Annotated in this window: 23 protein-coding genes and 1 pseudogene; 11 read left to right on the top strand and 13 right to left on the bottom strand. The window is 69.9% G+C overall.

Annotation, left to right across the window (positions count from 1 at the left end; all coding sequences use genetic code 11):
• Positions 1-89: 89 nt before the first annotated feature.
• The 7 genes from AC07Y4_RS01430 to AC07Y4_RS01400 all read right to left on the bottom strand — a co-directional run bounded on the left by AC07Y4_RS01430 (position 90) and on the right by AC07Y4_RS01400 (position 4,645).
• Positions 90-539 carry a nuclear transport factor 2 family protein gene (locus AC07Y4_RS01430; RefSeq protein WP_307638209.1) on the bottom strand — a complete coding sequence of 150 codons (450 nt, stop codon included), beginning with the start codon at positions 537-539 and terminating at the stop codon, positions 90-92.
• Positions 540-592: 53 nt separating this feature from the next.
• Positions 593-1,204 carry a TetR/AcrR family transcriptional regulator gene (locus AC07Y4_RS01425; protein ID WP_487846984.1) on the bottom strand — a complete coding sequence of 204 codons (612 nt, stop codon included), beginning with the start codon at positions 1,202-1,204 and terminating at the stop codon, positions 593-595.
• A 101-nt stretch (positions 1,205-1,305) separates the two neighbouring features.
• Complete coding sequence (locus tag AC07Y4_RS01420) at positions 1,306-1,797, bottom strand: nucleoside deaminase (RefSeq protein WP_487846985.1); 492 nt, start codon at positions 1,795-1,797, stop codon at positions 1,306-1,308.
• Between the two features lie 19 nt (positions 1,798-1,816).
• On the bottom strand, positions 1,817-2,152 hold the full coding sequence (gene uraH, locus AC07Y4_RS01415; RefSeq protein ID WP_062472877.1) for a hydroxyisourate hydrolase: 336 nt from the start codon (positions 2,150-2,152) through the stop codon (positions 1,817-1,819).
• A gap of 48 nt (positions 2,153-2,200) precedes the next feature.
• Positions 2,201-2,716 (bottom strand): hydroxyisourate hydrolase, encoded by a 516-nt coding sequence (locus AC07Y4_RS01410; RefSeq protein ID WP_487846986.1) that lies wholly within the window; start codon positions 2,714-2,716, stop codon positions 2,201-2,203.
• Positions 2,709-3,263, bottom strand: coding sequence for a 2-oxo-4-hydroxy-4-carboxy-5-ureidoimidazoline decarboxylase (gene uraD / locus AC07Y4_RS01405; RefSeq protein ID WP_062472872.1), 555 nt, complete (start codon positions 3,261-3,263; stop codon positions 2,709-2,711). The genes AC07Y4_RS01410 and uraD overlap by 8 nt, the downstream gene beginning before the upstream one ends.
• 50 nt (positions 3,264-3,313) lie before the next feature.
• The gene (locus tag AC07Y4_RS01400; RefSeq protein ID WP_070060608.1) at positions 3,314-4,645 is read right to left on the bottom strand and encodes an MFS transporter; all 1,332 of its coding nucleotides are present in this window, start codon (positions 4,643-4,645) and stop codon (positions 3,314-3,316) included.
• Between the two features lie 207 nt (positions 4,646-4,852).
• On the opposite strand from AC07Y4_RS01400, the gene AC07Y4_RS01395 reads away from it, so the two are divergent.
• Positions 4,853-5,815 (top strand): LysR family transcriptional regulator, encoded by a 963-nt coding sequence (locus AC07Y4_RS01395; protein ID WP_159277016.1) that lies wholly within the window; start codon positions 4,853-4,855, stop codon positions 5,813-5,815.
• Positions 5,816-5,831: 16 nt separating this feature from the next.
• Here the strand turns inward: AC07Y4_RS01395 and AC07Y4_RS01390 are convergent, their stop codons facing one another.
• From AC07Y4_RS01390 to AC07Y4_RS01380, 3 genes are all read right to left on the bottom strand, one after another.
• Complete coding sequence (locus AC07Y4_RS01390; protein WP_487846987.1) at positions 5,832-6,404, bottom strand: hypothetical protein; 573 nt, start codon at positions 6,402-6,404, stop codon at positions 5,832-5,834.
• A gap of 87 nt (positions 6,405-6,491) precedes the next feature.
• Positions 6,492-7,064 (bottom strand): DUF1120 domain-containing protein, encoded by a 573-nt coding sequence (locus AC07Y4_RS01385; RefSeq protein ID WP_487846988.1) that lies wholly within the window; start codon positions 7,062-7,064, stop codon positions 6,492-6,494.
• Positions 7,061-7,870 (bottom strand): fimbria/pilus outer membrane usher protein, encoded by an 810-nt coding sequence (locus AC07Y4_RS01380; RefSeq protein ID WP_487846989.1) that lies wholly within the window; start codon positions 7,868-7,870, stop codon positions 7,061-7,063. Before AC07Y4_RS01380 ends, AC07Y4_RS01385 begins: the two co-directional genes overlap by 4 nt.
• Positions 7,871-7,938: 68 nt before the next feature.
• On the opposite strand from AC07Y4_RS01380, the gene AC07Y4_RS01375 reads away from it, so the two are divergent.
• Positions 7,939-10,263: an ATP-binding protein gene (locus AC07Y4_RS01375; RefSeq protein WP_487846990.1), complete on the top strand. Its 2,325-nt coding sequence runs from the start codon at positions 7,939-7,941 to the stop codon at positions 10,261-10,263.
• A gap of 12 nt (positions 10,264-10,275) precedes the next feature.
• On the opposite strand, the gene AC07Y4_RS01370 is transcribed toward AC07Y4_RS01375, so the two are convergent.
• A complete protein-coding gene (locus AC07Y4_RS01370; protein WP_487846991.1) occupies positions 10,276-11,163 on the bottom strand; it encodes a LysR family transcriptional regulator in 888 nt (295 codons plus the stop codon).
• Between the two features lie 131 nt (positions 11,164-11,294).
• Between AC07Y4_RS01370 and AC07Y4_RS01365 the strand changes: the two genes are divergently transcribed.
• Together AC07Y4_RS01365 and AC07Y4_RS01360 are read left to right on the top strand one after the other, a co-directional pair.
• Entirely contained in the window at positions 11,295-12,293 is a 999-nt protein-coding gene (locus tag AC07Y4_RS01365; RefSeq protein WP_062472854.1) for a tripartite tricarboxylate transporter substrate binding protein, read from the top strand.
• Positions 12,290-13,477 (top strand): M20 aminoacylase family protein, encoded by a 1,188-nt coding sequence (locus AC07Y4_RS01360; RefSeq protein WP_487846992.1) that lies wholly within the window; start codon positions 12,290-12,292, stop codon positions 13,475-13,477. Before AC07Y4_RS01365 ends, AC07Y4_RS01360 begins: the two co-directional genes overlap by 4 nt.
• Positions 13,478-13,481: 4 nt before the next feature.
• Here the strand turns inward: AC07Y4_RS01360 and AC07Y4_RS01355 are convergent, their stop codons facing one another.
• Entirely contained in the window at positions 13,482-14,366 is an 885-nt protein-coding gene (locus tag AC07Y4_RS01355) for an AraC family transcriptional regulator (RefSeq protein ID WP_487846993.1), read from the bottom strand.
• Between the two features lie 95 nt (positions 14,367-14,461).
• On the opposite strand from AC07Y4_RS01355, the gene AC07Y4_RS01350 reads away from it, so the two are divergent.
• Genes AC07Y4_RS01350 through AC07Y4_RS01335 form a run of 4 tightly spaced genes read left to right on the top strand, consistent with a single transcriptional unit; the run spans position 14,462 to position 16,982 of the window.
• Positions 14,462-15,010 (top strand): carboxymuconolactone decarboxylase family protein, encoded by a 549-nt coding sequence (locus tag AC07Y4_RS01350; protein WP_307583653.1) that lies wholly within the window; start codon positions 14,462-14,464, stop codon positions 15,008-15,010.
• A gap of 1 nt (position 15,011) precedes the next feature.
• On the top strand, positions 15,012-15,563 hold the full coding sequence (locus AC07Y4_RS01345) for a redoxin family protein (protein ID WP_159277027.1): 552 nt from the start codon (positions 15,012-15,014) through the stop codon (positions 15,561-15,563).
• A 22-nt stretch (positions 15,564-15,585) separates the two neighbouring features.
• A complete protein-coding gene (locus tag AC07Y4_RS01340; protein WP_495274105.1) occupies positions 15,586-16,278 on the top strand; it encodes a glutamine amidotransferase in 693 nt (230 codons plus the stop codon).
• Positions 16,275-16,982: an MOSC domain-containing protein gene (locus tag AC07Y4_RS01335; RefSeq protein WP_487846995.1), complete on the top strand. Its 708-nt coding sequence runs from the start codon at positions 16,275-16,277 to the stop codon at positions 16,980-16,982. The genes AC07Y4_RS01340 and AC07Y4_RS01335 overlap by 4 nt, the downstream gene beginning before the upstream one ends.
• Positions 16,983-16,989: 7 nt before the next feature.
• Here AC07Y4_RS01335 and AC07Y4_RS01330 read toward each other — a convergent pair whose 3' ends face one another.
• Positions 16,990-18,351, bottom strand: a complete 1,362-nt coding sequence (locus AC07Y4_RS01330) for a homoserine dehydrogenase (RefSeq protein ID WP_487846996.1) — start codon at positions 18,349-18,351, stop codon at positions 16,990-16,992.
• Positions 18,352-18,670: 319 nt separating this feature from the next.
• On the opposite strand from AC07Y4_RS01330, the gene AC07Y4_RS01325 reads away from it, so the two are divergent.
• The 3 genes and pseudogenes from AC07Y4_RS01325 to AC07Y4_RS01315 form a co-directional block, all read left to right on the top strand.
• Entirely contained in the window at positions 18,671-21,364 is a 2,694-nt protein-coding gene (locus AC07Y4_RS01325) for a bifunctional acetate--CoA ligase family protein/GNAT family N-acetyltransferase (protein WP_487846997.1), read from the top strand.
• A 60-nt stretch (positions 21,365-21,424) separates the two neighbouring features.
• Positions 21,425-22,438, top strand: coding sequence for an Lnb N-terminal periplasmic domain-containing protein (locus tag AC07Y4_RS01320; RefSeq protein ID WP_487846998.1), 1,014 nt, complete (start codon positions 21,425-21,427; stop codon positions 22,436-22,438).
• A pseudogene (locus tag AC07Y4_RS01315) lies at positions 22,435-23,149 on the top strand (alpha/beta hydrolase); the annotation flags it as partial. The gene AC07Y4_RS01320 and the pseudogene AC07Y4_RS01315, both read left to right, overlap by 4 nt.

The following is a 23,149-nucleotide window of genomic DNA, read 5'->3' as shown; positions in this document are numbered from 1 at the left end:
GGTGGTAACCGTCAGTCGATCGGGCGCGGCAGCGCCCTGCCCGCTTCCAACAAGCCGGAAGCGGGTGCGATGCTTCAAGAACGAGACGGCTACGGCTGGCCGGGCGCGATGCCCGCGCGCGCAAAGGCGGCCTGCGACTGGGCGCCGTTCATGTAGACGTCCTTGCGTGTCACCTCGCCGGCGTCGTTGACGTCGACCACGTCGAGCATCTCGACGCGCGCGGTGAACGGTTGCCCTGCCGTGTCCTTCAGCGGCAGCACCATCACCCACTCCAGCACCCAGTGGCGTGCACCGAACAGGCTGCGCCGCAGTTCGAAGCTGAAGGGGTAACGGGCGAACACGCCCACGCAGTACTGGCGCAGCGCCTCGCGCCCGCGCACCGGCGCGGAGCCGTCGTGCAGCCAGTAGGTCGTGTCTTCGGAATGCAGCGACGCGATGCGGTCGGGGTCGCGTGTTTCCCATCCGACGTGGTACCGCGCGAACAACGCTTCGGTCCCCAGGGCGGGGTCGGCGGGATCGGTCTTGCCAGGAAACGCCATGTCTGTCTCCATCGGATGCGATGGAGAAAATTTACCGACTCAAAGTCGGTTTGTCAATCCGGGTTCGGATCCAACCCGTGTTGCTGCAGCCCGCACAGCATGGTTTCGAGCAACCGGCAATGCAGCTGCACGGCGGCCATCGGGTCTTGCGCCGCCCCGCAGGCCAGCGCTGCTTCGGCCACCGCGCCGGCGATGAGCCGCGTGGCGGCCTCGATCTCTTCGGGTGGCGTGCCCGCCGGCATGATGGCCACGAGCCCGGTGCGGATCGAGTCCATGAAGTGGCGGTCGTCGATGCCGCGCCAGCGCTCCCAGCCGAGCACCACGGGCCCGTCGACCAGGATCAGCTGGCGCAGGCCTTCCTGCGTGGCCGCTTCGAGGTAGATGCGCAGGTTGGTCGCGATGGTGTGGGGCGAGCGGTGCCCTTCGATGCGCTGGATGCGCGTGCCGAGCTCCGCTGCGAGCTCGGCCTGCACCGCATCGAGCACGGCCTCGAAGACGTCGTGCTTGGCGCGAAAGTGGTGATACAGGCCGCCCTTGGCGATCCCCGCGCCGGCCGCGATGTCGTCGATGCTGACCGCCGCGAACCCCCGCTCGATGAACAGCTGTCTCGCCGAGGCGAGGATGGCCCCGACGGTGGTTGCGCTGCGCTTGGCCTGCTGGACCATGTGCGTCTTTCTCCTCGATGGCTGCTGCGCCACGTGAACACGCGGGCAGTATGGCACGCAGCATCGGGCCCGGCAGGCCCGGGCGCAGCGCCGTCTCCGGGTCAGCTCGCCGGCTGCGCCACCTTGCTCCACGCCTCGTACAAGTCCTCATCGGCTTCATCGCGCACTGGAAGCGAATGCAGCTTCATCTCGCGCTGCTCCAGCGGCCGGGCGATCTCGACGTAGCCGCGTGCGGCCGACAGGTCGAAGGGTTCGCCGTCCTCGTTCGAGTAGGCGTAGAACACCTCCTTCACGCCCGACAGGTACATCGCCGTCAGGCACATCGAGCACGGGTAGCCGCTGGCGTACACGGTGCAGCCCGACAGGTCGGTGCTCTTCAGGGCCTTGGCGGCGGCGCGCACGGCCTGCATCTCGGCGTGGGCCGAGGGGTCGCACAGGGCGTCCACCTCGTTGACGGCGGTGGCAATCACCTTGCCGTCGCGCGCGATCACGGCGCCGAAGGGCCAGGTCTTGCGTTCGCGGATGTTGCCCATGGCGAGGCGGATCGAGTCGAGCAGGTACGCGCCTGCGTGGGGGTCATGGGATGTTGTCATTCAGGAAAAGCTCCCGCGGTCAGCTGCCGCGATAGGTGGAAAAAAACCAGGGGGCGCACAGCATCGGCACGTGGTAGTGCTGCGCGGCATCGGCGATGGCGAAGCGCACGGGCACCACGTCGGACAGCGCATCGGCCGCCTTGAAGTGGTCCCCGACGTGGAACTGCAGTTCGAACTGCCCGGTGCGCGCCGAGGCAGCGGCCAGCATGGGCGCGTCGGTGCGGCCGTCGGCGTTGGTGCGCGTGCTGTTCAGGCGCGTCGGCGGCGTGGTCGCCACGTCGTAGAGGTCGACCTTCAGCCCGACGAGCGGGCGGCCGGTGGTGATGTCGAGCACATGGGTGGTGATGCCGGTCATACGAAGAAAACTCCTTGCAGACGATGGGAACGAGCGGGCTTCGCCGGGTCAGCTGCCGCGCGAGTAGGTGTAGCTCCACGGGCCGAACTGGATCGGCAGGTGGATGCGCTCGGCCACGTTGGCCACGCGGATGCGCACCGGCAGCTTCGACAGAAACGGCGGCGTGGGCAGGCGCGACTGCTTGCGCGCAAAGTACTCGTCCACGTGCAGCAGCAGCTCGTAGTCGCCGGCGCGGTAGCTGTCGCCGATCAGCAGCGGCTCGTCGGAGCGGCCGTTGCCGTTCATGGTCACGGTGCGCAGCAGCTTGAAGCCGTCGCCCTCGCGCACCGAGAGATCGATGCGCAGGCCGGTCGCCGCGGCGCCGTGAAAGGTGTCGAGCGCGTGCACGGTCAGGCGCGGGCTCACGCCGTGCAGCACGATGGGGCCGCTGGCCTGGGCCGGGCCGACGGGTGCGGCCGTTGTCTGCGCAACAGCACCGTGGGGCGCCAGGGCTGCCGCGCCGAGCGCGAGGCCCGACAGCGCGAAGCGACGGCGTGCGGGCAGGGAAATTTCTTTCTCAGGCATGGACCGCTCCTTGGGAGGTGGACGCACCCAGCAGCGTGTCGATGCGACCGCGGGTGATGAGGCCGATCTGCGTCAGCGCCGCGCGGCGCTCGGCTTCGGTGGATTCGGCGGCGCGGCTGCGCAGCGCCTCGAAGATCTGGCCCTTGGTGCTGCGCCGCACCGCGATGATGAAAGGAAAGCCGTGCCGCTCGCGGTACACGCGGTTCAGCCGCTGGATCTCGGCCATCTCTTCGCGGCTCAGCGCATTCAGGCCCGCACTGCCCTGCTCGCCGACCGACTCGACGGTCATCGTGCCGGCCTGGGCTTCGCGGCCCGCCAGCTCGGGGTGGCCGCACAGGAACGCCAGCTGCTGGGCGTCGGGTGCGCGGCGCACCACGTCGAGCATGGCTTCGTGCAACGCGTCGATGGTGGCGAAGGGCCGCAGCGACCAGGCCGAGCGTGCGACCCAGGGCGAGTTCTCGAAAGTCGGCCCGAGTGCGGCGACGAACGCGTCGCAGTCCATGGCGTTGAGCGCCTGGAGATCGAAACGATGGGCGTGGGAAGGCATGGAGAGCATCTCCTTTGTATTCAGACAGTCGGACGAAGGGGTGGAAGGACTCAGCGCGCGGGCGTCTTGTGCAGGCGCGGCACGAACAGCAGGATCAGCACGGTGGCGCAGATTTCGACTGCCGCGACCACATACAGGCCCGGCGCCAGGCTGCCGGTGGCGGTCTTGATGAGGCCCAGCATCCACGGCGCGCCGAAGCCCGCGAGGTTGGCGATCGAGTTGATCAGCGCCACGCCGCCGGCGGCTGCGGTGCCGGCCAGGAAGCGGTTGGGCATCTGCCAGAACACGGGGATCGCACTCATGGTGCCGACGATGGCCAGCGTGAGGCCGGCCAGCACGAGGGCCGGGCTCTGGCGCAGGAACAGTGCCACCACCAGCAACGCACCCGACCCCAGCGCCGCGGCCAGCGCGCAGTGGTAGCGCGACTCCTGGTGGCGGTCGGAGTGGAAGCCGTTCCAGATCATCCCGGCCGCGCCACACAGGTAGGCGCCGGCCATGATCCAGCCCACGGTCAGCGGGTTGGTGAAGCCGATCTCTTTCACCAGCGTCGGGCCGTAGAAGGTGAGCGACGAGTTCGCCGCGATGATGCAGAAGAAGATCAGGATCAGCAGCCAGAACTTGCCGTTCTTCAGCGAGGCCAGCATGCTGTGCTCGCGGTGGCCCAGCGTCTTGCGGTCGCGTTCCAGGTCGTCGTGCACCAGCTGGCGTTCACGCGCCGTGAGCCAGTGGGCCTGCTCGGGGCGGTCGGTCAGGTAGAAGTAGGTGGCGATGCCGGCCAGCACCGAGGGAATGCCCTCGAGCAGCAGCACCCACTGCCAGCCGGCCCAGCCGTTCACGCCATGCATGTTGTTCATGATGGTGCCGGCCAGCGGCCCGCCGATCACGCCCGCGAAGGCCGAGGCCGACATGAACATGCCGAAGGCCTTGGCGCGCCGGCTGTCGGGGAACCAGTAGGTCAGGTACAGGATGATGCCGGGGTAGAAGCCCGCCTCGAACACGCCCAGCAGGAAGCGCAGCAGGTAGAACATCTCGGTGCTCTTCACGAACATCGTGGCAATCGAGGTCAGGCCCCAGCCGATCGTGATGCGCATGATGGTCTTCTTGGCGCCGATCTTCTGCAGCAGCAGGTTGCTGGGCACCTCGAAGAAGAAGTAGCCCAGGAAGAAGATCCCCGCGCCCAGCCCGTAGGCCGCTTCGCTCCACTTCAGGTCGTCCAGCATCGTCAGCTTGATGAAGCCGATGTTGACCCGGTCGATCCAGGCCAGCACCCACAGCAGCATCAGGAAGGGAATCAGGCGGAAGATGATCTTGCGGTAGATGCCGTCCAGTTCCGCCGTGGCGGTGTGTTCCCGGACTGGCGCCATCGTGGCGTCCATGCTCATGGTTGTCTCCATTTCTAGGTGTGGACGGGACGCGCCGCCTGGGACCTTCTGTGGGTCCGCTTGCGGCTGCCGTTCCCGCTGGTGGCGAACTGTAGGCAGATATCGCGGCCCCGGATCACGCTCTCTAGAATGTGCGGCATAACGGTTTGCCATGATGGTCTTGCCGCCGGCAACGCCCCCAGAGGCCTTTTTCTCCGCCCTGCCGCCATGTCACGCTCCCACGCCCCCGTCGACACCTACCTGCTGCGCGTGCTGGTCGCCCTGGTGGCCGAACGCAGCGTCTCCCGGGTGGCCGTGCGCATGAACCAGACCCAGCCCGCCATCAGCACCGCCCTGCGCCGGCTGCGCGAGGTGTTCGCCGACCCCATCCTGGTGCGCGAGCGCAGCGGCATGGTGCCCACCGAGCGGGCGCTGCAGCTGCGCGACCGCGCGCGCGGCGCACTGCTCGAAATCGACCGCATGCTCTCGGGCCCCGAGCAGTTCGAGCCCGCCTCGAGCGCGATGACCTTCCACCTCGCGCTGCCCGACTACCTGGCGATGAGCTTCCTGGCCGACGTGACCACGCGGTTCCGCGCCGAGGCGCCGCATGCGCGGCTGGTGGTGCACCCGCTGAGCGTCACCTACGACTACGAGCGCGCGCTGGCCCAGGGCGAGCTCGACATCGTCATCGGCAACTGGCCGCAGCCGCCCGACCGGCTGCACCTGTCGCTGCTGCTCGAGGACGACCTGATGTGCCTCATGGGCAAGAACAACCCGCTGGCCGCCAAGGGCGCCATGACGATGGAGCGCTACATCGCCGCGCGCCACGTGGTGCCCACGCCGTATGCGGCGTCGCAGCGCGGCGTGGTCGAGACGCACCTGGCCACCTTGCGCCAGACGCGCGAGGCCTGCATTGCCGTGCCCTACTTCACCGTGGCGCCGCACCTGCTGGTGGGCACCGACCTGGTCTTCACCACCGCGCGCCATTTCGCGATGCAGTTCGTGCACACGCTGCCGCTGGTGGCGGTGCCCGCGCCGCAGGGCTTTCCGCGCATGCGCTTCTACCAGCTGTGGCACGACCGCTCGCAGCACGAACCGGCGCACCGCTGGCTGCGCGGCATCCTGGCGGCGGTGGCGTCGGGGCTGGCGCGGCCCGATGCGGCGGAAGTCACCGCACCCGCAAGCGCCTAGGCTGACTGCCTTTCGCTCAGGCGGCCGAACCCGGCGCAGCGGCCCCGCTCCCCCACGCGCGCTCCCCTGCCCTTCGGACGGGTTCCCGCTGCCGGCGCCTGTTCTCTTCCGGCGCGCTGGCCGTGGTGCTCACCCGTGCCCGGTGCCACTGCAGGAAGCACCGCATCAGGAGGTACGCCTCTTCGAACGAAGCCGGCGTCACCTCCACGTGGTCGGATTCGCGTGCATGCAGGACCGCCAGTTCACGCAGACCGCGCTTGCCGCCGCTCAGGACCAGCGGGCACTCCAGGCCCACCTGCTCCCGCACCTGGGCGATCAGTGCGCCCGCCGCGCCGGCGTCCACCGGGCAGGCCACGACCACGGCGTCGAAGCGAAGGTGGAGGTAGCGGCACGCCTGCATCAATTCCAGTGCGCTGGTGAAGACCAGCGGCCAATGGCCGAGCCTGCGGATGGCCCGCCCCATCTGCTGTCGGGACCGCAGTTCCGGGTCGATCACCGCGATGGTGGCGCACGCGGTCTCGCCGCTCATGAGGGGCAGCCGCAGCGTGGAGGGGGTGGCGGTGTGGACAGTGCAATGACTCTGCTTCAAGGATCACTCCAGAGGTGGATGGATGGATCGGATGTCGAATCGCCTTGTGGGCAAGTCGACGGGGTGGCCTGCGCTCTGGACGACGGGCTAACGGCTCAGAACTTCGAAACGCCCCGCGCCTTCCCAGGTGCTCTCGGCACCCACGCGCGTGGCAGCAACTCCCACGAAGGGCTCGATCTCGAGCTGCACCGTGAGGCGTTGGCCCTGGGCCAGGCCCGCGCCGTCCATGGGCGACATCCGGTCGCCGGGCCGAAGGAACGACGAAGGGGCCGCGCCCGTGGCATCCGCATGCGATGAGGCCAGGCGAACCGGCTTGCCGTCGAGCTGCGCCTGCACGATCCGCAGGGTGAAGCGGCCGGTCCCGGCAAACCGGAACCCCGTGTCGTCCGCCGCCGCGCCCTGGAACGACAGCGCCATCGCCGTGCGTTCGGCGCACACCGCCGTGAGCGTCACGAGGCGCTTGCCCAGCGAGGCGCGGGCGGGGTCGGGCTGGCGCTCCAGCAGCTGTGCGCGGGTCATCCGTCCGTAGTCGACGAGCGGCTCGCTCAGTTGCGCATCGCAGCGTGCCGAGGCTTGTGCATGCGCCGGCATTGCTGCCAGCGCGACAAGTGCCATGCCGAACGTCGCGCCCATTCGGCGCAGGCTTTTCATCGTGATCATTGGTGTGCTCCCATGGCCGTGCAGGTCGCATCGGCCGATTCAAAGTAGGTGGCGGCGTCGGAGGTTTCCGGCAGCGAAAACACGAGCCTGCAGCTATCGCCGTTCGACAGCGTGACCCGCAGGTTCGCGCCATCGCGCACGTCGGGCAGAAAGACCTGCCCGCCGTCGACCACCGAGGTGACGTACTGGTTGTCGCCATCGACCACCGCCCCACCCTTCTCGAGCGCCTGCCCGGCGGGACCGACGGCTTTCAGCAGCACCCGGCGGGCGTTGACCACGCCGAACCGGATGTGGTTCACCGATCCGCGGCCCGCATCGAGCTCCTGGTAGCCGTTCACCAGGTCGACGTTGCGAGGCAGCGACCGGGTCGCGATCTCCAGCCGGCTCGTGTGGTACGGGAACAGCTGCGGGGCCACCGCGCGCCCCCACGCATCGGTCCACACCGGGCCTTGCGGCGTGCCGATCCGGACGCCGGACACGCCCCCCACCGAGACGATGCCGAAGGTGTCCTGCACGGGGTACGGCGAGAACGTCACGCCGTCCTTGTGGGCGACGATGCCGCCCTGCAGTTGCCCGCTGTAGGTGGTGCTTGCGCCGTTGCGCGAGAAGCCCAGGTTGGCTTGCGTGTAGCGCGGCAGCAGGCTCAGGCGCCCCGCGAAGTCGTTGCGCCCGTCGCGGCTGTCCCGCTCGGCCGAGACCTGGTAGCTTGTGGTGTCGTTGATGCGCTCGTTGAGCGTGACGCCGGCGCGGGTCCGGTCCGCAAGCTCGGCATCCGCACGGACAACGAGCTGTTCAAGATCCGCCACCAGCTGGACAAGACATGAATCCCTGGCGCGCTCTCGGACGAACGGTGCGGTGGGCGATGTGCGGCGCGATGGCCCTCCCCGCCGGCCCTGCCTGGGCCCAGGCGCAGCCCCTCTTCACCGACGAGGAGCAGCGCTGGATGAAGGCAAACCCCGTGGTGCGCTATGCCGCCGACACGCGGCTGAGCCCGCTGGAGTCCATCGAGCATGGCCGCTACAAGGGTTTGATCGCGGAGTACCTCGACGCGGTCACCCGCAAGTCGGGCCTGCGTTTCGAGCTGCACGCCACCCCCGACTGGCAGGAGGCCCAGCAGGCCTTCCTCGACGGCAAGGTCGACATGTTCCCGAACGCCAGCGCCCAGCGCACCACGCGCGAGGTCGGCGCCCGGCTGCGCCTGACCGATCCCTTCTTCGTGGCGCAGACGATCATCGTCACGCGCACCGATGCCCCCTTCGTCCTGCACATGAAGGACCTGGACGGCAAGGTGGCGGCCGTGCGCGGCGGAGGCACTTACGCCCATGTCTTCGCCGAGCGCTACCCCGGCGTGCGCGTGCTGCCCACCAGCGAGCCGATGGAAAGCCTCGACGCGGTGATCACCGGCGAGGCCTACGCCGCCATCGGCTCCGACGCGGTGTTCCTGCCCATGATGCGCCGCAGGCATGCGCGTCAGTTGAGCATCTCCGGCACGATCGGCGATCTCCTGTACGTGGCCCAGATGGGCGTTCGCGCCGACCTGCCGCTGCTGCATTCCATCGTGGAGAAGTCGCTCGCCAGCCTCTCGGCGGCGGAGACCGGCCAGATGAATGACCGGTGGCTGGAGCAGACCGACTTCGGCGAGCCGTCGCTGCTGTCGATCGTGCGCTACCGCCTGCCGCAGCTGTTGCTGCTGCTCGGCGGCGTCGTGCTGCTCGGCTGGTTCGCCTGGCGCGCCCGCGTGGCGCAGCGCGCCGCACAGAAGAGCGAGCGCACCAAGTCGAACTTCCTGGCGGTCATGAGCCACGAGATCCGCACGCCCATGAACGCGGTGTTGGCCTCCATCGAGATGCTGGCGCACACGCCGCTGGATGCGCGCCAGAAGCGCTTCACGCGCACCGCCTCGGCGGCCGCCGAAGCCCTGCTGTCGCTGCTGGACGATGTGCTCGACCTCTCGAAGCTGGACGCCCGGCGCCTCGCGCTGGAACTGGTGCCCACTGATGTCGACGCGCTGGCGCAGAAGGTGGCGCATGTGGCGCGCGTGAACGCGCAGGACAGGCCGCTGGTCATCGCGGTGCGCACGCACAACCCGTCGGGCCGGCAGGTGCTGATCGACCCCACGCGGTTGCGGCAGGTGCTGCTCAACCTGCTGGGCAATGCCGTGAAGTTCACCGAACGCGGGCGCATCGACGTGACGCTGGAGCTTCTCGACGATGGCGACATGAACGGCCTGCTGACAGTCACGGTGAGCGACACCGGCATCGGCATTGCGCCCTCGCAGCAGGCCACCCTCTTCGATGCCTATTCGCAGGCCGACAATTCCACGACCCGGCGCTTCGGCGGCACCGGCCTGGGGCTGACCATCTGCAAGGAATTGGTCGAGTTGATGGGCGGCGAGATCCGGTTGACCAGCCGCCTCGGTGCGGGCACCTCGGTCGAGTTCGCCCTGCCGGTGAAGCTTGTATCGCCCCCGCAAGAACTGTCCAGGGATGCCGCTGCGGCGCATGGCAAGCCGCCTTCCGGACCTGCGGCCACCGTGCTGGTCGTGGAGGACCATCCGGGCAACCAGTTCATCATCGCGGAGCAACTGCGCATGCTGGGCTACGACGCCCGGATCGAGGCTGACGGCGCGGCGGTACTTGCCGCGCTCGCGCCGCCACATCCTTTTGCGCTCGTGCTCATGGACTGCCACATGCCCGGGATGAGCGGCTACGAGGCGACGCGCCGCATCCGACAGCGCGAGCGCGAGCGCGAGGCCGGCGCCGGCCATCTGCCCGTGATCGCGATCTCCGCCGCGACCGACTCGGCGCACCTCGACGAATGCATGGAAAGCGGAATGGACGGCGTGCTCAAGAAGCCGCTGCGTCTGGACGAACTGTCGAGCATGCTGCAGCTCTGGCTGGGCGGAGCGCCGTCGTCGCCGCAACGCCCCGACACGGCCTTGCCGCCGCAGTTTCACGAGGCCATGGCGGAAGATCTTGCGGCGCTGCGCCGGGCGTTCGCTGCAGGCGATACCGCGAGTGCGGCGCACCATGCGCACCGCATCAGAGGTGCTGCCTTGATGGTCGACGCTGCGGCCGTGGCAGCGCCCGCCGATGCGTTGGAAAAAATCGCTCGCGCCGAAACCGCTTCGGATCACATGCGCGTGGCAGACCTGCTGGACGAACTCCAGCTTGCGCTGTCGGCACAGGCGGCGTCCTGAGCAGACGACGCCCTACGTCCCTGCCATTCTTTCTTTCATCAACCGGCGAAGAATCGCCAGCGCCGGCGCCTCGGTGCGCTGGCGCAGCGTCACCAGCCCGAAGCGCGCCGTGCCGCGCATCGGCGGCTCCATCCGCAGCTCGACCAGGTCGGGTGCCGACTCGTGCACCGCGAGCAGCACCGTGTCGCTCTGGCGCACCACGTCGGCGATGCTTGGCAGCTCCTCGCACTGCAGGGTCACGCAGTTGGCAGGATGCGCCTGCGGGCCGTAGGTTTCGACCAACCCGCGCGCCACCTCGTCGCTCAGCGGCGTCGAGGCGATCGGGTAGCGCTGCACCGCCTCGAAACTCACACCCTTGCGCAGCCGTGTGAGCGGATGGCCGCGGCGGCACAGGAAGGCGCCGCGCAGCTCGTACACGTGGGTCAGCACCAGGTCGGGCGCGGGCTTGAGCGCGCGCGCATCGACCACCAGCGCGTCCAGGCTGCGCTCGCGCAGCGCCTGCGCCAGCAGGTCGGTGCTGCCGCGTGCGATCACGGTGCGCACGGCCGGATGGTGCGTCGCCATGTGCAGCAGGAAGGGCGTCATCAGCAGCGCGCCCGGCCCCGAGCCCAGCCCGATGCGCACCGTGCCACCCTCGCCTTCTCGCATCTGCCGGCCGCGGTCGCGCAGCGCCTCGGCCTCCGACACCAAAAGCCGCGCGCGCTCCAGCACCTCGCGCCCGAAGACCGTGAGCTCGTTGCGCCGGCCGATGCGGTCGAACAGCGGCATGCCCAGCTCGTCCTCGAGCGCGCGCACGCTGCGGCTGAGCGCGGGCTGCGTCAGGTGCAGCGCCTGCGCCGACTGGCTGAACGAGCCCGTGTGGGCCAGCGAAATCAGGTGCCTCAGTTGAACCAGCGTCATGGCGAAAACCTCGTTTTCATGAATGCATTGGACTCATGCTAATGCAGCCAACAATGCATTGGACGTTGCGTCGGGCCGCTCCTAGCATTCCCCTGCATCCGGCCCCACGAGCCGGCACCACCCCAGGAGACATGACTTTGACGACGACTTCGCTCTTCCGATCCGCGCTGCTGCTCGGCTGCGGGCTGATGCTGGCGGCCGCGGGCCCCGCCCGTGCCGACGGCTTTCCCGCCAAGCCCGTGAACCTGATGGTTCCCTACCCGGCCGGTGGCCCCTCGGACGCCACCGCGCGCATCTTCACCGTGCCGCTGGGCAAGGCGCTGGGCCAGCAGGTGGTCGTGGAGAACCTGGGCGGCGTGAGCGGCGCCATGGCCGCGCAGAAGGTGCTGGCCGCGCCGGCCGACGGCTACTACCTCTTCCAGGGCTCGCCCAACGAGATCATCCTGGCGCCGCTGGCCAATGCGGCCGTGAAGCTCAAGGCCGAAGACTTCCGCATGGTGCACCCGGTGGCCGAGGCCGTGATGGTCTTCGTCGCCCGCAAGGACCTGCCGGCCAACAGCGTCGACGAGCTCATCGCACTGGCGCGCAAGTCGCCCGACAAGCCGCTGTCGTACGGCAGCGTGGGCATCGGCTCGCTCTACCACCTGATCCTCGAGAAGGTGCAGCTGGACACCGGCGTGAAGCTCATGCACGCGCCCTACAAGGGCAACGCGCCGCTGCTGCAGGACATCGGCGGCGGCCAGGTCGACTTTGCCGTGCTGGTCTACAGCGCCGCCATGGGCGCGCTGGCCGACCAGGGCCGGCTGAAGATCCTCGGCCAGCTCGGCGGGCAGCGCTCGGAGCTGCTGAAGAACGTGCCCACCGCCAGCGAAGGCAAGGAGCTGAAGAACGTCAACTACAAGACCTGGAGCGGCTTCTTCGTGCGCAAGAACACACCTGAAGACGTGGTGCAGAAGCTGCACCAGGCCGTCGGCGCGGCGCTGAAGGAAACGAGCGTGCGCGAGCAGCTCGCCGCCCAGACGCAGCTGGCCTCGCCGCAGACGACGCTCGCCGAATCGGCGAAGTTCTACGAAGCCGAGACCGCGCGCTACCGCGACATCGCCAAGTCCATCCGCCTGGAACCCCAATGAGCACCACCGCCCTCCTGAACGACCTGCATGCCAGCGCCGACACCTTCATCGGCATCCGCCGCGACATCCACCAGCACCCCGAACTCGGCTTCGACGAGCACCGCACCTCGGCGCTGGTGGCCGAGAAGCTCGAAGCCTGGGGCTACACCGTCGAGCGCCATGTGGGCGGCACCGGCGTGGTGGGCCGGCTGGTGCGCGGCAGCGGCACGCGCCGCCTCGGCCTGCGCGCCGACATGGACGCCCTGCCCATCGACGAGGCCACGGGCCTGGCCTACGCCAGCGCGCACACGGGCGTGATGCACGCCTGCGGCCACGACGGCCACACGGCGATGCTGCTGGCGGCAGCGCAGCACCTGGCCGAACGCGGGCGCTTCGACGGCACGCTGAACCTGATCTTCCAGCCCGCCGAGGAAGGCGGCGGCGGCGCGGTGCGCATGATCGACGACGGCTTGTTCGAGCGCTACCCCTGCGACGCCATCTTCGCGATGCACAACATGCCCGGCATGGCGCAGGGCCGGCTGGCGATGCGCGAAGGCCCGGCCATGGCCTCGTCCGACTACGCCACCATCACGCTCACCGGCGTGGGCGGCCACGGCGCCATGCCGCACCGCGCGGCCGACCCGATCGTGGCCGCGGCCAGCATCGTGATGGCGCTGCAGAGCGTGGTCTCGCGCAACATCGACCCGCTGCAGATGGCGGTGGTCACGGTGGGCGCCATCCACGCGGGCAAGGCCAACAACGTGATCCCGCAAGGCGCCGTGCTCGAGGTGAGCGTGCGCGCCCTCGATCGCGAGGTGCGCAAGAAGATCGAAACCCGCATCAAGGCGCTGGTGGCCGCGCAGGCCGAGAGCTTCGGCGTGCAGGCGCAGATCGACTGGCGGCCCGGCTACGCGGTGCTGGTCAACACGCCCGAAGAGACCGCCTTCGCGCGCACCGTCGCCGAAGAACTCGTGGGCCCGGCGCAGGTCACCTGGCAGACGCCGCCGCTGCCGGGCAGCGAAGACTTCGCCTTCATGCTGGAGCGCGTGCCCGGCTGCTACCTGCTCATCGGCAATGGCGACGGCGACGCGCACGGCGCCTGCATGGTCCACAACCCGGGCTACGACTTCAACGACAGCAACGTTGCCGTGGGCGGCGCCTACTGGGTGCTGCTGACCGAGCGCTTCCTGCGCGCCGCGGACTGAACGTTCAAGCCGACTGCCGCGCGAGCCATTCGCGCGGCGACACGCCCACCTTCTGCGCGAACAGGCGCGACAGCGCCGAAGCGTTGGCGTAGCCGAGGCTGTCGGCAATCGTCTTGACCGACGCGCCCGTGCGCAGCTCGGCCTGCGCGATCGTCAGGCGCCACTGCGCGAGGTAGTCCGCGGGCGTCGCACCCACCACCGACTTGAAGCGCGCCGCGAACGCGCTGCGCGACATGCCCGCCTCCGTGGCCATCTGTTCGAGCGGCCACGGCTCGCCCGGGCGCTCGTGCAGCGCGACCAGCACGCGCGCCAGCTGCGGATCGCCCAGGCCCGTCAGCAGGCCGGCGGGCACCCCGCTCTCCTGCGGATGGTCGAGCAGCCAGCGCAGCAGCTGGATCAGCACCACCTCGAACAGCCGGTCGGCCAGCAGCCGGTGCCCGCACAGCACGCGCCCGGTTTCCGCGAACAGCAGCGCCAGCGAAGCTTCGAGGCCGTCGACCGCATGCAGTGGCAGCCGCACCAGCGGCGGCAAGGCGCGCACCAGCGGGTGCGCCTCGCCGCCGTCGAAGTCGACCGTGGCACAGACGAAATCCGAACCTTCGGTAGGCGCGTTGTGGAAGTCGTGCGCCAGCGGACGCGGGTAGAACAGCAGGCTGGGCTCCTTCACGACCAGCTTGCGCGGCACGCCGGCCGCGCGCACCGACGGCGCCGAATGCGTGACCACCATCTCGCCGCGCCGCATCACATGCAGGAAGCTGCGCCCCTCTTTCGCCGCGAAGTGCGTCACGCCGCACAGCGGCCCCGTGTGGAACAGGTGGGCCCGGACACGGAAGCGTTCAAGCAGGGACGAGAGCCTGTCGATGGGCGGCGGGGGCGGTGCGCTCGGCATTGGACGAAAAGGTATGTTGAATGGATGAAAGCGTTCAAATCATACGGATTTCGGGAAGACACTGCATCCATCGTCATCACCGAAAGGAAGTCTTCATGCCCCGCGTCAACCTCGTCACCGACACCGCCGCCACCGGCGACGCCCAGGTCTTGCTCTCCCAGATCCACGGTGCCTTCGGCGCCACGCCCAACATGTTCCGCGCCGTCGCCAATTCGCCCGCGGCGCTGCGCAGCCTCTGGGGATCGTTCGGCGCGCTCGGCGGCGGCGTCATTCCCGCGCAGCTCGGCGAGCAGATCGCCGTGGCCGTCGCCGACCGCAACGCCTGCCACTACTGCCTCGCGGCCCACACCGCGCTGGGCCGCAAGGCGGGCGTGTCGGCCGCCGACATGGCGGCCGCACAGGCCGGCGAATCGGCCGACCCGCGCACGGCGGCGGCGCTGCGCTTTGCGCTCAAGCTCGTCGATGCACGCGGCCAGGTCAACGACGCCGACGTGCAGGCCTTGCGCGCCGTGGGCTTCGACGACCGGCACATCGTCGAGATCCTGGCCCACGTCGCGCTGAACCTGTTCACCAACTACGTGAACGTGGCGTTCCAGGTGCCGGTGGATTTTCCGCAGGTGAAGCTGCGCACCGAGGCAGCCTGACATGGCCTGGCCGCGCCCCGAGGCACCCGAGCTGCAGGTCGCGCAGTGGCTCAACACCGATGCGCCCGTCACGCTCGCGTCGCTGCGCGGCCGGGTCGTGGTGCTGCACGCGTTCCAGATGCTGTGCCCGGCCTGCGTGTCGCACGGCCTGCCGCAGGCGAAGAAAACGCGGCAGCTCTTCGCCGCGAAAGACGTCGCGGTGATCGGCCTGCACTCGGTGTTCGAGCACCACGACGTCATGACACCGGCCGCGCTCGACGCCTTCGTGCGCGAGTACCGCCTGGGCTTTCCCATCGGCATCGACCAGCCCTCGCCCACCGGCGGCATTCCCGCCACGATGCGCGACTACCAGTGGCAGGGCACGCCGAGCACGGTGCTGGTCGACCGGCAGGGGCGCCTGCGCATGAGTCACTTCGGCCTGCTCGACGACATGGCGCTGGGCGCCGCCATCGGGCAGCTCGCGGCCGAAGAAGCGCCTGCGCACCTCATTGCACAACCTGCAGGCGACGCATCGCCAGACGGCCCGTGCGACGACACCGCCTGCCGCGCCTGAACGAAGAAAGGACACTCACCGCATGCCATGCATCGCCCTGCAACACCTCGCCTTCGAAGACCTCGGACGCTTCGCCAACGTACTGACCCAGGCCGGCCACGCCATCGACTACCGGCAGGCGGTCCCGTCCGCGCTCAGCGACGACGAGTGGCGCAGCGCCGACCTCGTCGTGGTGCTCGGCGGCCCCATCGGGGCCTACGACACGGCGACCTACCCGTGGCTTGCCGAGGAGATCGCCGGCCTGCGCGAACGGCTGGCGCTGCAGCGGCCCACGCTGGGCCTGTGCCTGGGCGCGCAGCTCATGGCCCATGCGCTCGGCGCGCGCGTGTACCCGTCGGGGCACACGGAGATCGGCTGGGCGCCGGTCGACCTGAGCGCGGCGGGCCGGGCCTCGTGCCTCGCGGCGCTGGACGGCGAACCCGTGCTGCACTGGCACGGCGACACCTTCGACCTGCCGCCCGGTGCCGAACTGCTGGCGAGCACCGCGCGCACGCCGCACCAGGCCTTCAGCCACGGCCGCCATGCGCTCGCGCTGCAGTTCCACCCCGAGGCCGATCCCGCGCGCATCGAGCCCTGGCTCATCGGTCATCACCACGAACTGGCCGCGGCCGGCATCGACATCCCTGCGCTGCGCGCCCGCAGCGCCGAGCTGGCCGATCTGCGCTCCGATGCCGCGACGCGCATGCTGACCGCGTGGCTGGACCAGCTCGCATGACGCAACCCGCCCTGCCCATCGACGCGCTGCTGGTCGGCCCCGTGGCCTTGCTGCCCGACGGCCGCACACGCAGCGGCATCCGCAAGACGCCGACGGCCGATGCACTGTGGCTGTCGTCCACCGGCCTGCAGGGCGACGCGCAGGCCGACCTGCGCATCCACGGCGGTGTCGAGAAGGCCGTGCACCACTACCCGCGCGAGCACTACGCGGGCTGGGCCTCGGCGAGCCACCAAAGCGAGCTGCTGTCGAATGCGGGCGCCTTCGGAGAGAACGTCTCGACCACCGGCTGGAACGAATCGACCGTGTGCATCGGCGACGTGGTGCAGCTCGGCGATGCGCGGGTGCAGGTGTCGCAGGGCCGGCAGCCCTGCTGGAAGCTCGACGCGCACTTCGGCAGGCCCGGCATGGCACGCGAGATGCAGGCGCGCGGCTGCACGGGTTGGTACTACCGCGTGCTCAAACCCGGCTGGGTGCGGGCCGGCGCCCTGGCCACGCGCGTGGAACGCCCGCACCCGGACTGGCCGCTGTCGCGCCTCATCGCGTTGCTGTTCTCGCGCGACGCGCGCTTCGCCCCCGAATGGGAACAGGCCGCCGCCCTGCCCGCCCTGGCCGAGCGCTGGCGCACCACGTTTCGCAAGCGGGTGGATGCGGGGCGCGTCGAAGACTGGGAGCCGCGGCTGCGCGCACCCGCGTCCGACCCCTGAGCGCCCTTCAGTCGTCCAGCGTTTCCACGCGCAGTGCGATCACCGGCCCGGCCACGACCGGGCTCGTCTGCAACGCGTGCAAGGCGAGATCGACCGCGCTTTGCAGCGCCGACTCGGTGATCACCAGCACCTGCGGCGCCGCATCCGCCGGCCCGTTCGCCAGCACCAGTTGCCGCACCGGCAGCCGCTGCGCGGCCAGCAGCTCGGCCACGGCCGCGATGTCGGTCGCCGCCTGCACCGGCACGCGCAGGTAGTGCGCGCTGCGCACGGCCGCGCGCGGCAGCACCGGCAGTTCGCGCACCGCATGCGCATGAAAGCCCGTGTGCGGCACGCGCTGGCCGGCGTGGGTGCCGTCCAGGCGCGCCACGTCGACGAGGTCGGCGATCACGGCCGAGGCGGTCTGTTCCGAGCCGGCGCCCGCGCCGTAGTACATCGTGACGCCCGCCGCGTCGCCCTTGACCATGATGCCGTTCATCGAGCCGTTCACCTGCGCGAGCAGGTGCGTGGCGGGCACCAGCGCGGGCTGCACGCGCAGTTCTACGCCTTCTTCACGTCGGCGCGCCACGCCCAGCAGCTTCACGCGAAAGCCCAGCTGCTCGGCGCAGGCCACGTCCACACGTTGCAGCGCCGTGATGCCCTCGACCTGCGCGTCGGCAAAGCAGACCGGCATGCCGAAGGCGTTGGCAGCCAGCAGCGCGGTCTTGTGGGCGGCGTCGACGCCCTCGATGTCGAAGGCCGGGTCGGCCTCGGCATAGCCCAGCGCCTGGGCCTGCACGAGCGCGTCGCCGAAGTCCAGGCCCTCGTCGCGCATCTTGCTCAGGATGAAGTTGGTGGTGCCGTTGACGATGCCCGCCACCCATTCGATGCGGTTGGCCGTGAGGCCTTCGCGCAGCGCTTTCACGATGGGGATGCTCACCGCCACCGCGCCCTCGTACATCACGGCCACGCCGTGCGCGCTGGCGGCGGCGAAGATCTCGGGGCCGTGCACGGCCAGCAGCGCCTTGTTGGCCGTGACCACGTGCTTGCCGTGCGCGATGGCCGCCAGCACCCAGTCGCGCGCCGGGCCGGTGCCGCCGGCCACCTCGACCACCACATCGACATCGGGGTCAGTGGCCACCTGCATCGGGTCGGCCGTGAGCGCCACGCCCTCGCCCACGATGCCCTGGGCGCGCGCGAGGTTGCGCGCCGCCACCACCGTCACCCCGATGCCGCGCCCGGCGCGGGCGGCAATGAGCGCCTGGTTGCGGGCCAGCACGCGGAAGGTGCCCGCGCCCACGGTGCCGATGCCGATCATGCCGACGCGCAGGGGGCGAATGGCCGCAGGATGGCTGGGCTGGGGCAGGAAGGACGAGACGGGATCGCGGTACATGGGCTTCTCCAAACAACGAACGAACAGGACAAAAACAAAAAAACCCAGCTGCCAGCTGGGTTTCGTTCATTCGGGAGAAGAGACACCAGGTGGCTGCCGGAGCGGCCACCCTGCGCGTGCTCAGGGGGCCGCGGCGGTCATGGTGGTAATCATTCGTGCATTCACTGCGTCGCTCGTTCGCACGCAGGCGGCGAACGGCATCGTGCGGCCGACAACGGCGGCGCTGGATACTGCAACGGGGGAAAGTGAAAGGCGCGACATGAGCCGGCGAGTGTACACGCGGTGCTTGCGGCACGCCCCGATCCGGGCAAACTAGGGCATGGACAAGCATTTCCTGACCCCCCTGTTCGCCCCGGCGTCGATCGTGGCCTTCGTCGGCCAGCCCAGCGATCCGGGGGGCCAGACCGCCCTGGGCCGCACGCTGCGCGAAGCCTTCCGGGCCGACCGCTTCGACGGCACGCTGCGCTTTCTGGACGTGCGCACCCAGGGCACGCTCGAAGAGCTGGCGCAGACGCACGCCGACCTGGCGCTGATCGCGCTGGCGCCGCACGACGTGGCGGCCGCCCTCGAGATCGCGGGCCGCATCGGCTGCAAGGCCGCGGTGGTCATCTCCACCGGCATCGCCGCCGAGCAGGCCGCGCAGTGGCGCAAGATCGCGCGCCGCGAAGGCGTGCACCTGCTGGGCCCCAATTCGCTGGGCTTCCAGCGCCCGCCGCTGCACCTGAACGCCAGCGTGGCCGGCCCGCTCGCGCGCACCGGGCCGCTGGCACTGGTGTCGCAGTCGGGCGCGCTCACGGCCTCGATGCTCGACTGGGCGCGGCAGAACGGCGTGGGCTTTTCGAGCGTGGTGTCGCTCGGCCCGCACACCTCGGTCGACATTCCGCAGGTGCTCGACTTCCTGGCCAACGATTCGAGCACGCACAGCATCATCGTGTACCTCGAGGGCATTGCCGATGCGCGCCGCTTCATGAGCGCGCTGCGCTCGGCCTCGCACGCCAAGCCGGTGGTGGTGCTCAAGGCGGGCCGCAAGCCGGCCGGCAACGAGGCCGCGCAGACGCACAGCGCCGCCATCGTGGGCAGCGACGACGTGTTCGACGCCGCCCTGCGCCGCGCGGGCGCGGTGCGGGTGCGCTCCTTCGTCGAGCTGTTCTCGGCCGCCAAGTGCCTGGCCTCGCGCTACCGGCCGGTGGGCAAGCGCCTGGCCGTGGTCACCAATGGCGGCGGGCCCGGCGTGCTCGCGGCCGACTGGATCAACGAGATCGGCCTGGACCTGGGCCGCCTCTCGGCCCCCGCGCAGCGCTCGCTGCAGCCCTCGCTGCCGGCGCTCGCGTCGCTCACCGACCTCATCGACCTGTCGGAAGACGCCACGCCCGCGCACTTTCGCGCCGCCATCGACACGGCCTCGGCCGACAGCCAGATCGACGGCGTGCTCGCCATTTTCTCGCCCAAGGCCGGCGTCGACGCGGCCGCCACGGCGCGCGCGCTGGCCGACATTCCGCGCCCCATGCCCAAACCGCTCCTGTCGTGCTGGATGGGCGATGCCTCGGTGGGCAATGCGCGGGCCGTGCTGGCCGAGGCCACCATCCCGAGCTTTCGCACGCCCGAGGCGGCCGTGGGCGCCTTCGGCAACATCGCGGCCTTCTACCAGAACCAGCAGCTGCTGCAGCAGACGCCGCCGCCGCTGTCGGCGCTGGCCAAGCCCGACATCGACGGCGCGCGCCTGCTCATCGAGAGCGTGCTGGCCGAGCGGCGCAAGGTGCTGACCGAGATGGAATCGAAGTCGCTGCTGTCGTGCTTCCACATCCCGATCACGCGCACCCTGCTCGCGCGCAGCGCCAACGAGGCCATGATGATCGCCACGCAGCTGGGCTTTCCGGTGGCGCTGAAGATCGACTCGCCCGACATCTCGCACAAGTCCGACGTCGAGGGCGTGGCGCTGAACGTGATGAACGGCACCAGCGCGCGCGACACTTACCTGGAGATGATGGAGCGCGTGGCGCGCCTGGCGCCCGACGCCCGCATCAACGGCGTGACCGTGCAGAAGATGGTGCGCGCGCGGCGCGGGCGCGAAATCTACGTGGGCCTGGTCACCGACCAGCCCTTCGGTCCGGTGATCGTCTTCGGCGCCGGCGGCACTATGATCGAGCTCATGAACGACCGCGCGATGGAGCTGCCGCCGCTGAACCAGTTCCTGGCGCGCCACCTCATCGAGCGCTCGCGCGTGGCCGAGACGCTGGGCGAATGGCGCGGCGCCAACCCCGTGAACATGGAAGCCATCGAGGACGTGCTGCTGCGCGTGTCCGAAATGGTGTGCGAGCTGCCCGAGCTGCGCGAGATGGACATCAACCCCATCATCGTGGACGAACACGGCGCGGTGTCGGTCGATGCGCGCATCGTGGTCGACAGCAGCACGCAGGCCGTGGCGGGCCCGGTGGGCAACGGCTACCAGCACCTGGCCATCATGCCGTACCCCGCGCGCTACCGGCGCGAATGGCCGCTGCCCGGTGGCGGCGCGTACGTCGTGCGGCCGGTGCATCCGAACGACGCGCAGATGCTGCAGGCGCTGGTGCAGGGCCTGTCGCCCGAAAGCCGCTGGTTCCGTTTCGTCTCGCGCTTCCACGAGCTGCCACCGTCGATGCTGTCGCGCTTCACGCTCATCGACTACGACCGCGAGATGGCGCTGGTCGCCACCATCATGGAACGCAGCACCGCGCCCGACGGCACCGTGCTCGAGAGCGAGCGCATCGTGGGCGTGTCGCGCTACATCACCAACCCCGACCAGACCAGCTGCGAGTTCTCGCTCGTGGTGGCCGACGAGTTCAGCGGCAAGGGCATCGGCTCGCGCCTCATGGAAAGCATCATCGACGTGGCGCGCGACCGGGGCCTTTCCGAGATGGACGGGCTGGTGCTGGCCGGCAACCCCGACATGCTCAAGCTGGTGCGGCGGCTGGGCTTCTCGGTGAAGTCCTTCCCCGAAGACCCGGACTTCAAGCTCGTGACCTACCCGCTGTAGCCCGACGGCGGCGGCTGCAACTCGACGAGAATCGGCCGCCCTCCACCTCCGCGTTTCTTCATGCTCCGAATCCTCCTGCGCTCCCTCGGCCGTCTGCTGGTGAGCTTCGCCGTGTTGCTGTCGGCCGCCTGGGCCTGCGCGGCCCTCTGGTACCAGCTGCCCGCGACGCTGCCGGTCAAGGTCGGCGCGATGGTGCTGTGGGGCCTCTTCGGCCTGGCGGCGATCGTGCTGCTGTGGCGCGGCAAGGCCGGCCGCTCGCTGCTGGCCTACGCCATCGGCTTCGTCGTGCTGCTCGAGTGGTGGGGCACCATCGCGCCCTCGCAGCATCGCGAATGGGCCGACGACGTGGCGCGCCACCTGAAGCCGCGCGTCGAGGGCAGCGTGGTCACGATGGAGAACGTGCGCAACTTCGACTGGCGCAGCGACACCGACTACACCGTGCGCTGGGACACGCGCCGCTACGACCTGGACCGCCTGCGCTCGGTCGACGTGTCGCTGTCGTACTGGACCGGCCCGGCCATCGCCCACACGCTGGTGTCCTTCGGCTTCGACGACGGCCAGTTCGTCACTTTCTCGATCGAGATCCGCAAGGAGCGCGGCGAGAGCTTCTCGTCCGTGGGTGGCTTCTTCAAGCAGTTCGAGAACAGCCTCGTGGCCGCCGACGAGCACGACATCCTGCGCGTGCGCACCAACGTGCGCGGCGAAGACGTCTACATGTACCGCGTGCGCCTGCCGCAGGCCGAGATGCGTTCGCTGTTCCTCGGCTACGTGGGCGAGGCCAATGCGCTGGCGCGCGCGCCGAGCTTCTACAACACGCTCACCGCCAACTGCACGACCATCGTCTACAGCCTCGCCAGGCACGTCGTGCCCGGCCTGCCGATGGACTACCGCCTGCTGGCCTCGGGCTACCTGCCCGAGTACCTGCACGACGTGGGCGGCCTGACACCCGGCCTGAGCATGGACGCGCTGCGCGCCGGCGGCCGCATCACCGACCGGGCCATCGCCACCGACCGGCAGCCCGGCGTGAACTTCTCGCAGGCCATCCGCAACGGCCTGCCGGGCGTGGCGCCGTGAGGCGCGTCGGCTTCCCCGCCCTGCTGCTGGCGCTGTCGCTGCTCACGGGCTGCGCCGGCGTCACGGTCGGCACCATCTCGCCGGCCGACTACCTGGCGCAGCGGCGCGGCGACGTGCTCACCACCGGCCAGCTCAGCAGCTCGGCGCAAGAAGTGCTGCGCGTCATCGGCTCCGATGCCGACCAGTGCCGCAAGGACGGCCGCGCCTGCCGCCAGAACCTTGCCACCTCCGCCGGCCTGAACGACGAGCAACGCATGTCGGCACTGTCCGAGGTGTGGCTGCAGCTCGCGCTGGCGGGCGGCGACGGCGGCTCGGCCGCGCAGCCCATGGCGCCCGAGGCCATCGAAGCCTGGCTGGAAACTGCGCGCCACGCCTACGCCTACCTGTTCCACACGGCGCGCAAGCCGCGCGACCGCGCCTTCGAAGACCGCCAGACGCAGGTGCGCGACTACTACAACTACGCGGTGCAGCGCGCCATCACCGGCCTGTTCAGCCGCTACCGCAAGAGCGACATGTCGGTGGCCGCCATTCCGCAGGTGAGCGGCTGGCGCATCGACGCCGACCTGTCGGCGCTGCAGCTCGCACCCGACGCGCCCCCGCCCAAAGAGCTGATTCCCGCCGCCTCGCTGACCTTCTCGGGCCTGCGCAACATCTACCGCCGTGACGGCTTCGGCGCCGAATTGGTCGCCGCGGGCGACGACCGTCCGACCG

The sequence above is a fragment of the Variovorax sp. GW460-12-1-14-LB1 genome (assembly GCF_059423605.1).
Note: the sequence above shows the minus strand (reverse complement) of the source record. Positions and strands in the feature narration are given on the sequence as shown.

Coding starts and splice junctions, on each gene's coding strand:
- AC07Y4_RS01320 (WP_487846998.1), top strand. CDS start 21,425: ATGCTCCGAATCCTCCTGCGCTCCCTCGGCCGTCTGCTGGTGAGCTTC.
- AC07Y4_RS01395 (WP_159277016.1), top strand. CDS start 4,853: ATGTCACGCTCCCACGCCCCCGTCGACACCTACCTGCTGCGCGTGCTG.
- AC07Y4_RS01345 (WP_159277027.1), top strand. CDS start 15,012: ATGGCCTGGCCGCGCCCCGAGGCACCCGAGCTGCAGGTCGCGCAGTGG.
- uraD (WP_062472872.1), bottom strand. CDS start 3,263: ATGCCTTCCCACGCCCATCGTTTCGATCTCCAGGCGCTCAACGCCATG.
- AC07Y4_RS01325 (WP_487846997.1), top strand. CDS start 18,671: ATGGACAAGCATTTCCTGACCCCCCTGTTCGCCCCGGCGTCGATCGTG.
- AC07Y4_RS01355 (WP_487846993.1), bottom strand. CDS start 14,366: ATGCCGAGCGCACCGCCCCCGCCGCCCATCGACAGGCTCTCGTCCCTG.
- AC07Y4_RS01410 (WP_487846986.1), bottom strand. CDS start 2,716: ATGCCTGAGAAAGAAATTTCCCTGCCCGCACGCCGTCGCTTCGCGCTG.
- AC07Y4_RS01370 (WP_487846991.1), bottom strand. CDS start 11,163: ATGACGCTGGTTCAACTGAGGCACCTGATTTCGCTGGCCCACACGGGC.
- AC07Y4_RS01420 (WP_487846985.1), bottom strand. CDS start 1,797: ATGACAACATCCCATGACCCCCACGCAGGCGCGTACCTGCTCGACTCG.
- AC07Y4_RS01425 (WP_487846984.1), bottom strand. CDS start 1,204: ATGGTCCAGCAGGCCAAGCGCAGCGCAACCACCGTCGGGGCCATCCTC.
- uraH (WP_062472877.1), bottom strand. CDS start 2,152: ATGACCGGCATCACCACCCATGTGCTCGACATCACCACCGGCCGCCCG.
- AC07Y4_RS01350 (WP_307583653.1), top strand. CDS start 14,462: ATGCCCCGCGTCAACCTCGTCACCGACACCGCCGCCACCGGCGACGCC.
- AC07Y4_RS01340 (WP_495274105.1), top strand. CDS start 15,586: ATGCCATGCATCGCCCTGCAACACCTCGCCTTCGAAGACCTCGGACGC.
- AC07Y4_RS01335 (WP_487846995.1), top strand. CDS start 16,275: ATGACGCAACCCGCCCTGCCCATCGACGCGCTGCTGGTCGGCCCCGTG.
- AC07Y4_RS01400 (WP_070060608.1), bottom strand. CDS start 4,645: ATGAGCATGGACGCCACGATGGCGCCAGTCCGGGAACACACCGCCACG.
- AC07Y4_RS01365 (WP_062472854.1), top strand. CDS start 11,295: ATGACTTTGACGACGACTTCGCTCTTCCGATCCGCGCTGCTGCTCGGC.
- AC07Y4_RS01360 (WP_487846992.1), top strand. CDS start 12,290: ATGAGCACCACCGCCCTCCTGAACGACCTGCATGCCAGCGCCGACACC.
- AC07Y4_RS01385 (WP_487846988.1), bottom strand. CDS start 7,064: ATGATCACGATGAAAAGCCTGCGCCGAATGGGCGCGACGTTCGGCATG.
- AC07Y4_RS01430 (WP_307638209.1), bottom strand. CDS start 539: ATGGCGTTTCCTGGCAAGACCGATCCCGCCGACCCCGCCCTGGGGACC.
- AC07Y4_RS01375 (WP_487846990.1), top strand. CDS start 7,939: ATGGCCCTCCCCGCCGGCCCTGCCTGGGCCCAGGCGCAGCCCCTCTTC.
- AC07Y4_RS01330 (WP_487846996.1), bottom strand. CDS start 18,351: ATGTACCGCGATCCCGTCTCGTCCTTCCTGCCCCAGCCCAGCCATCCT.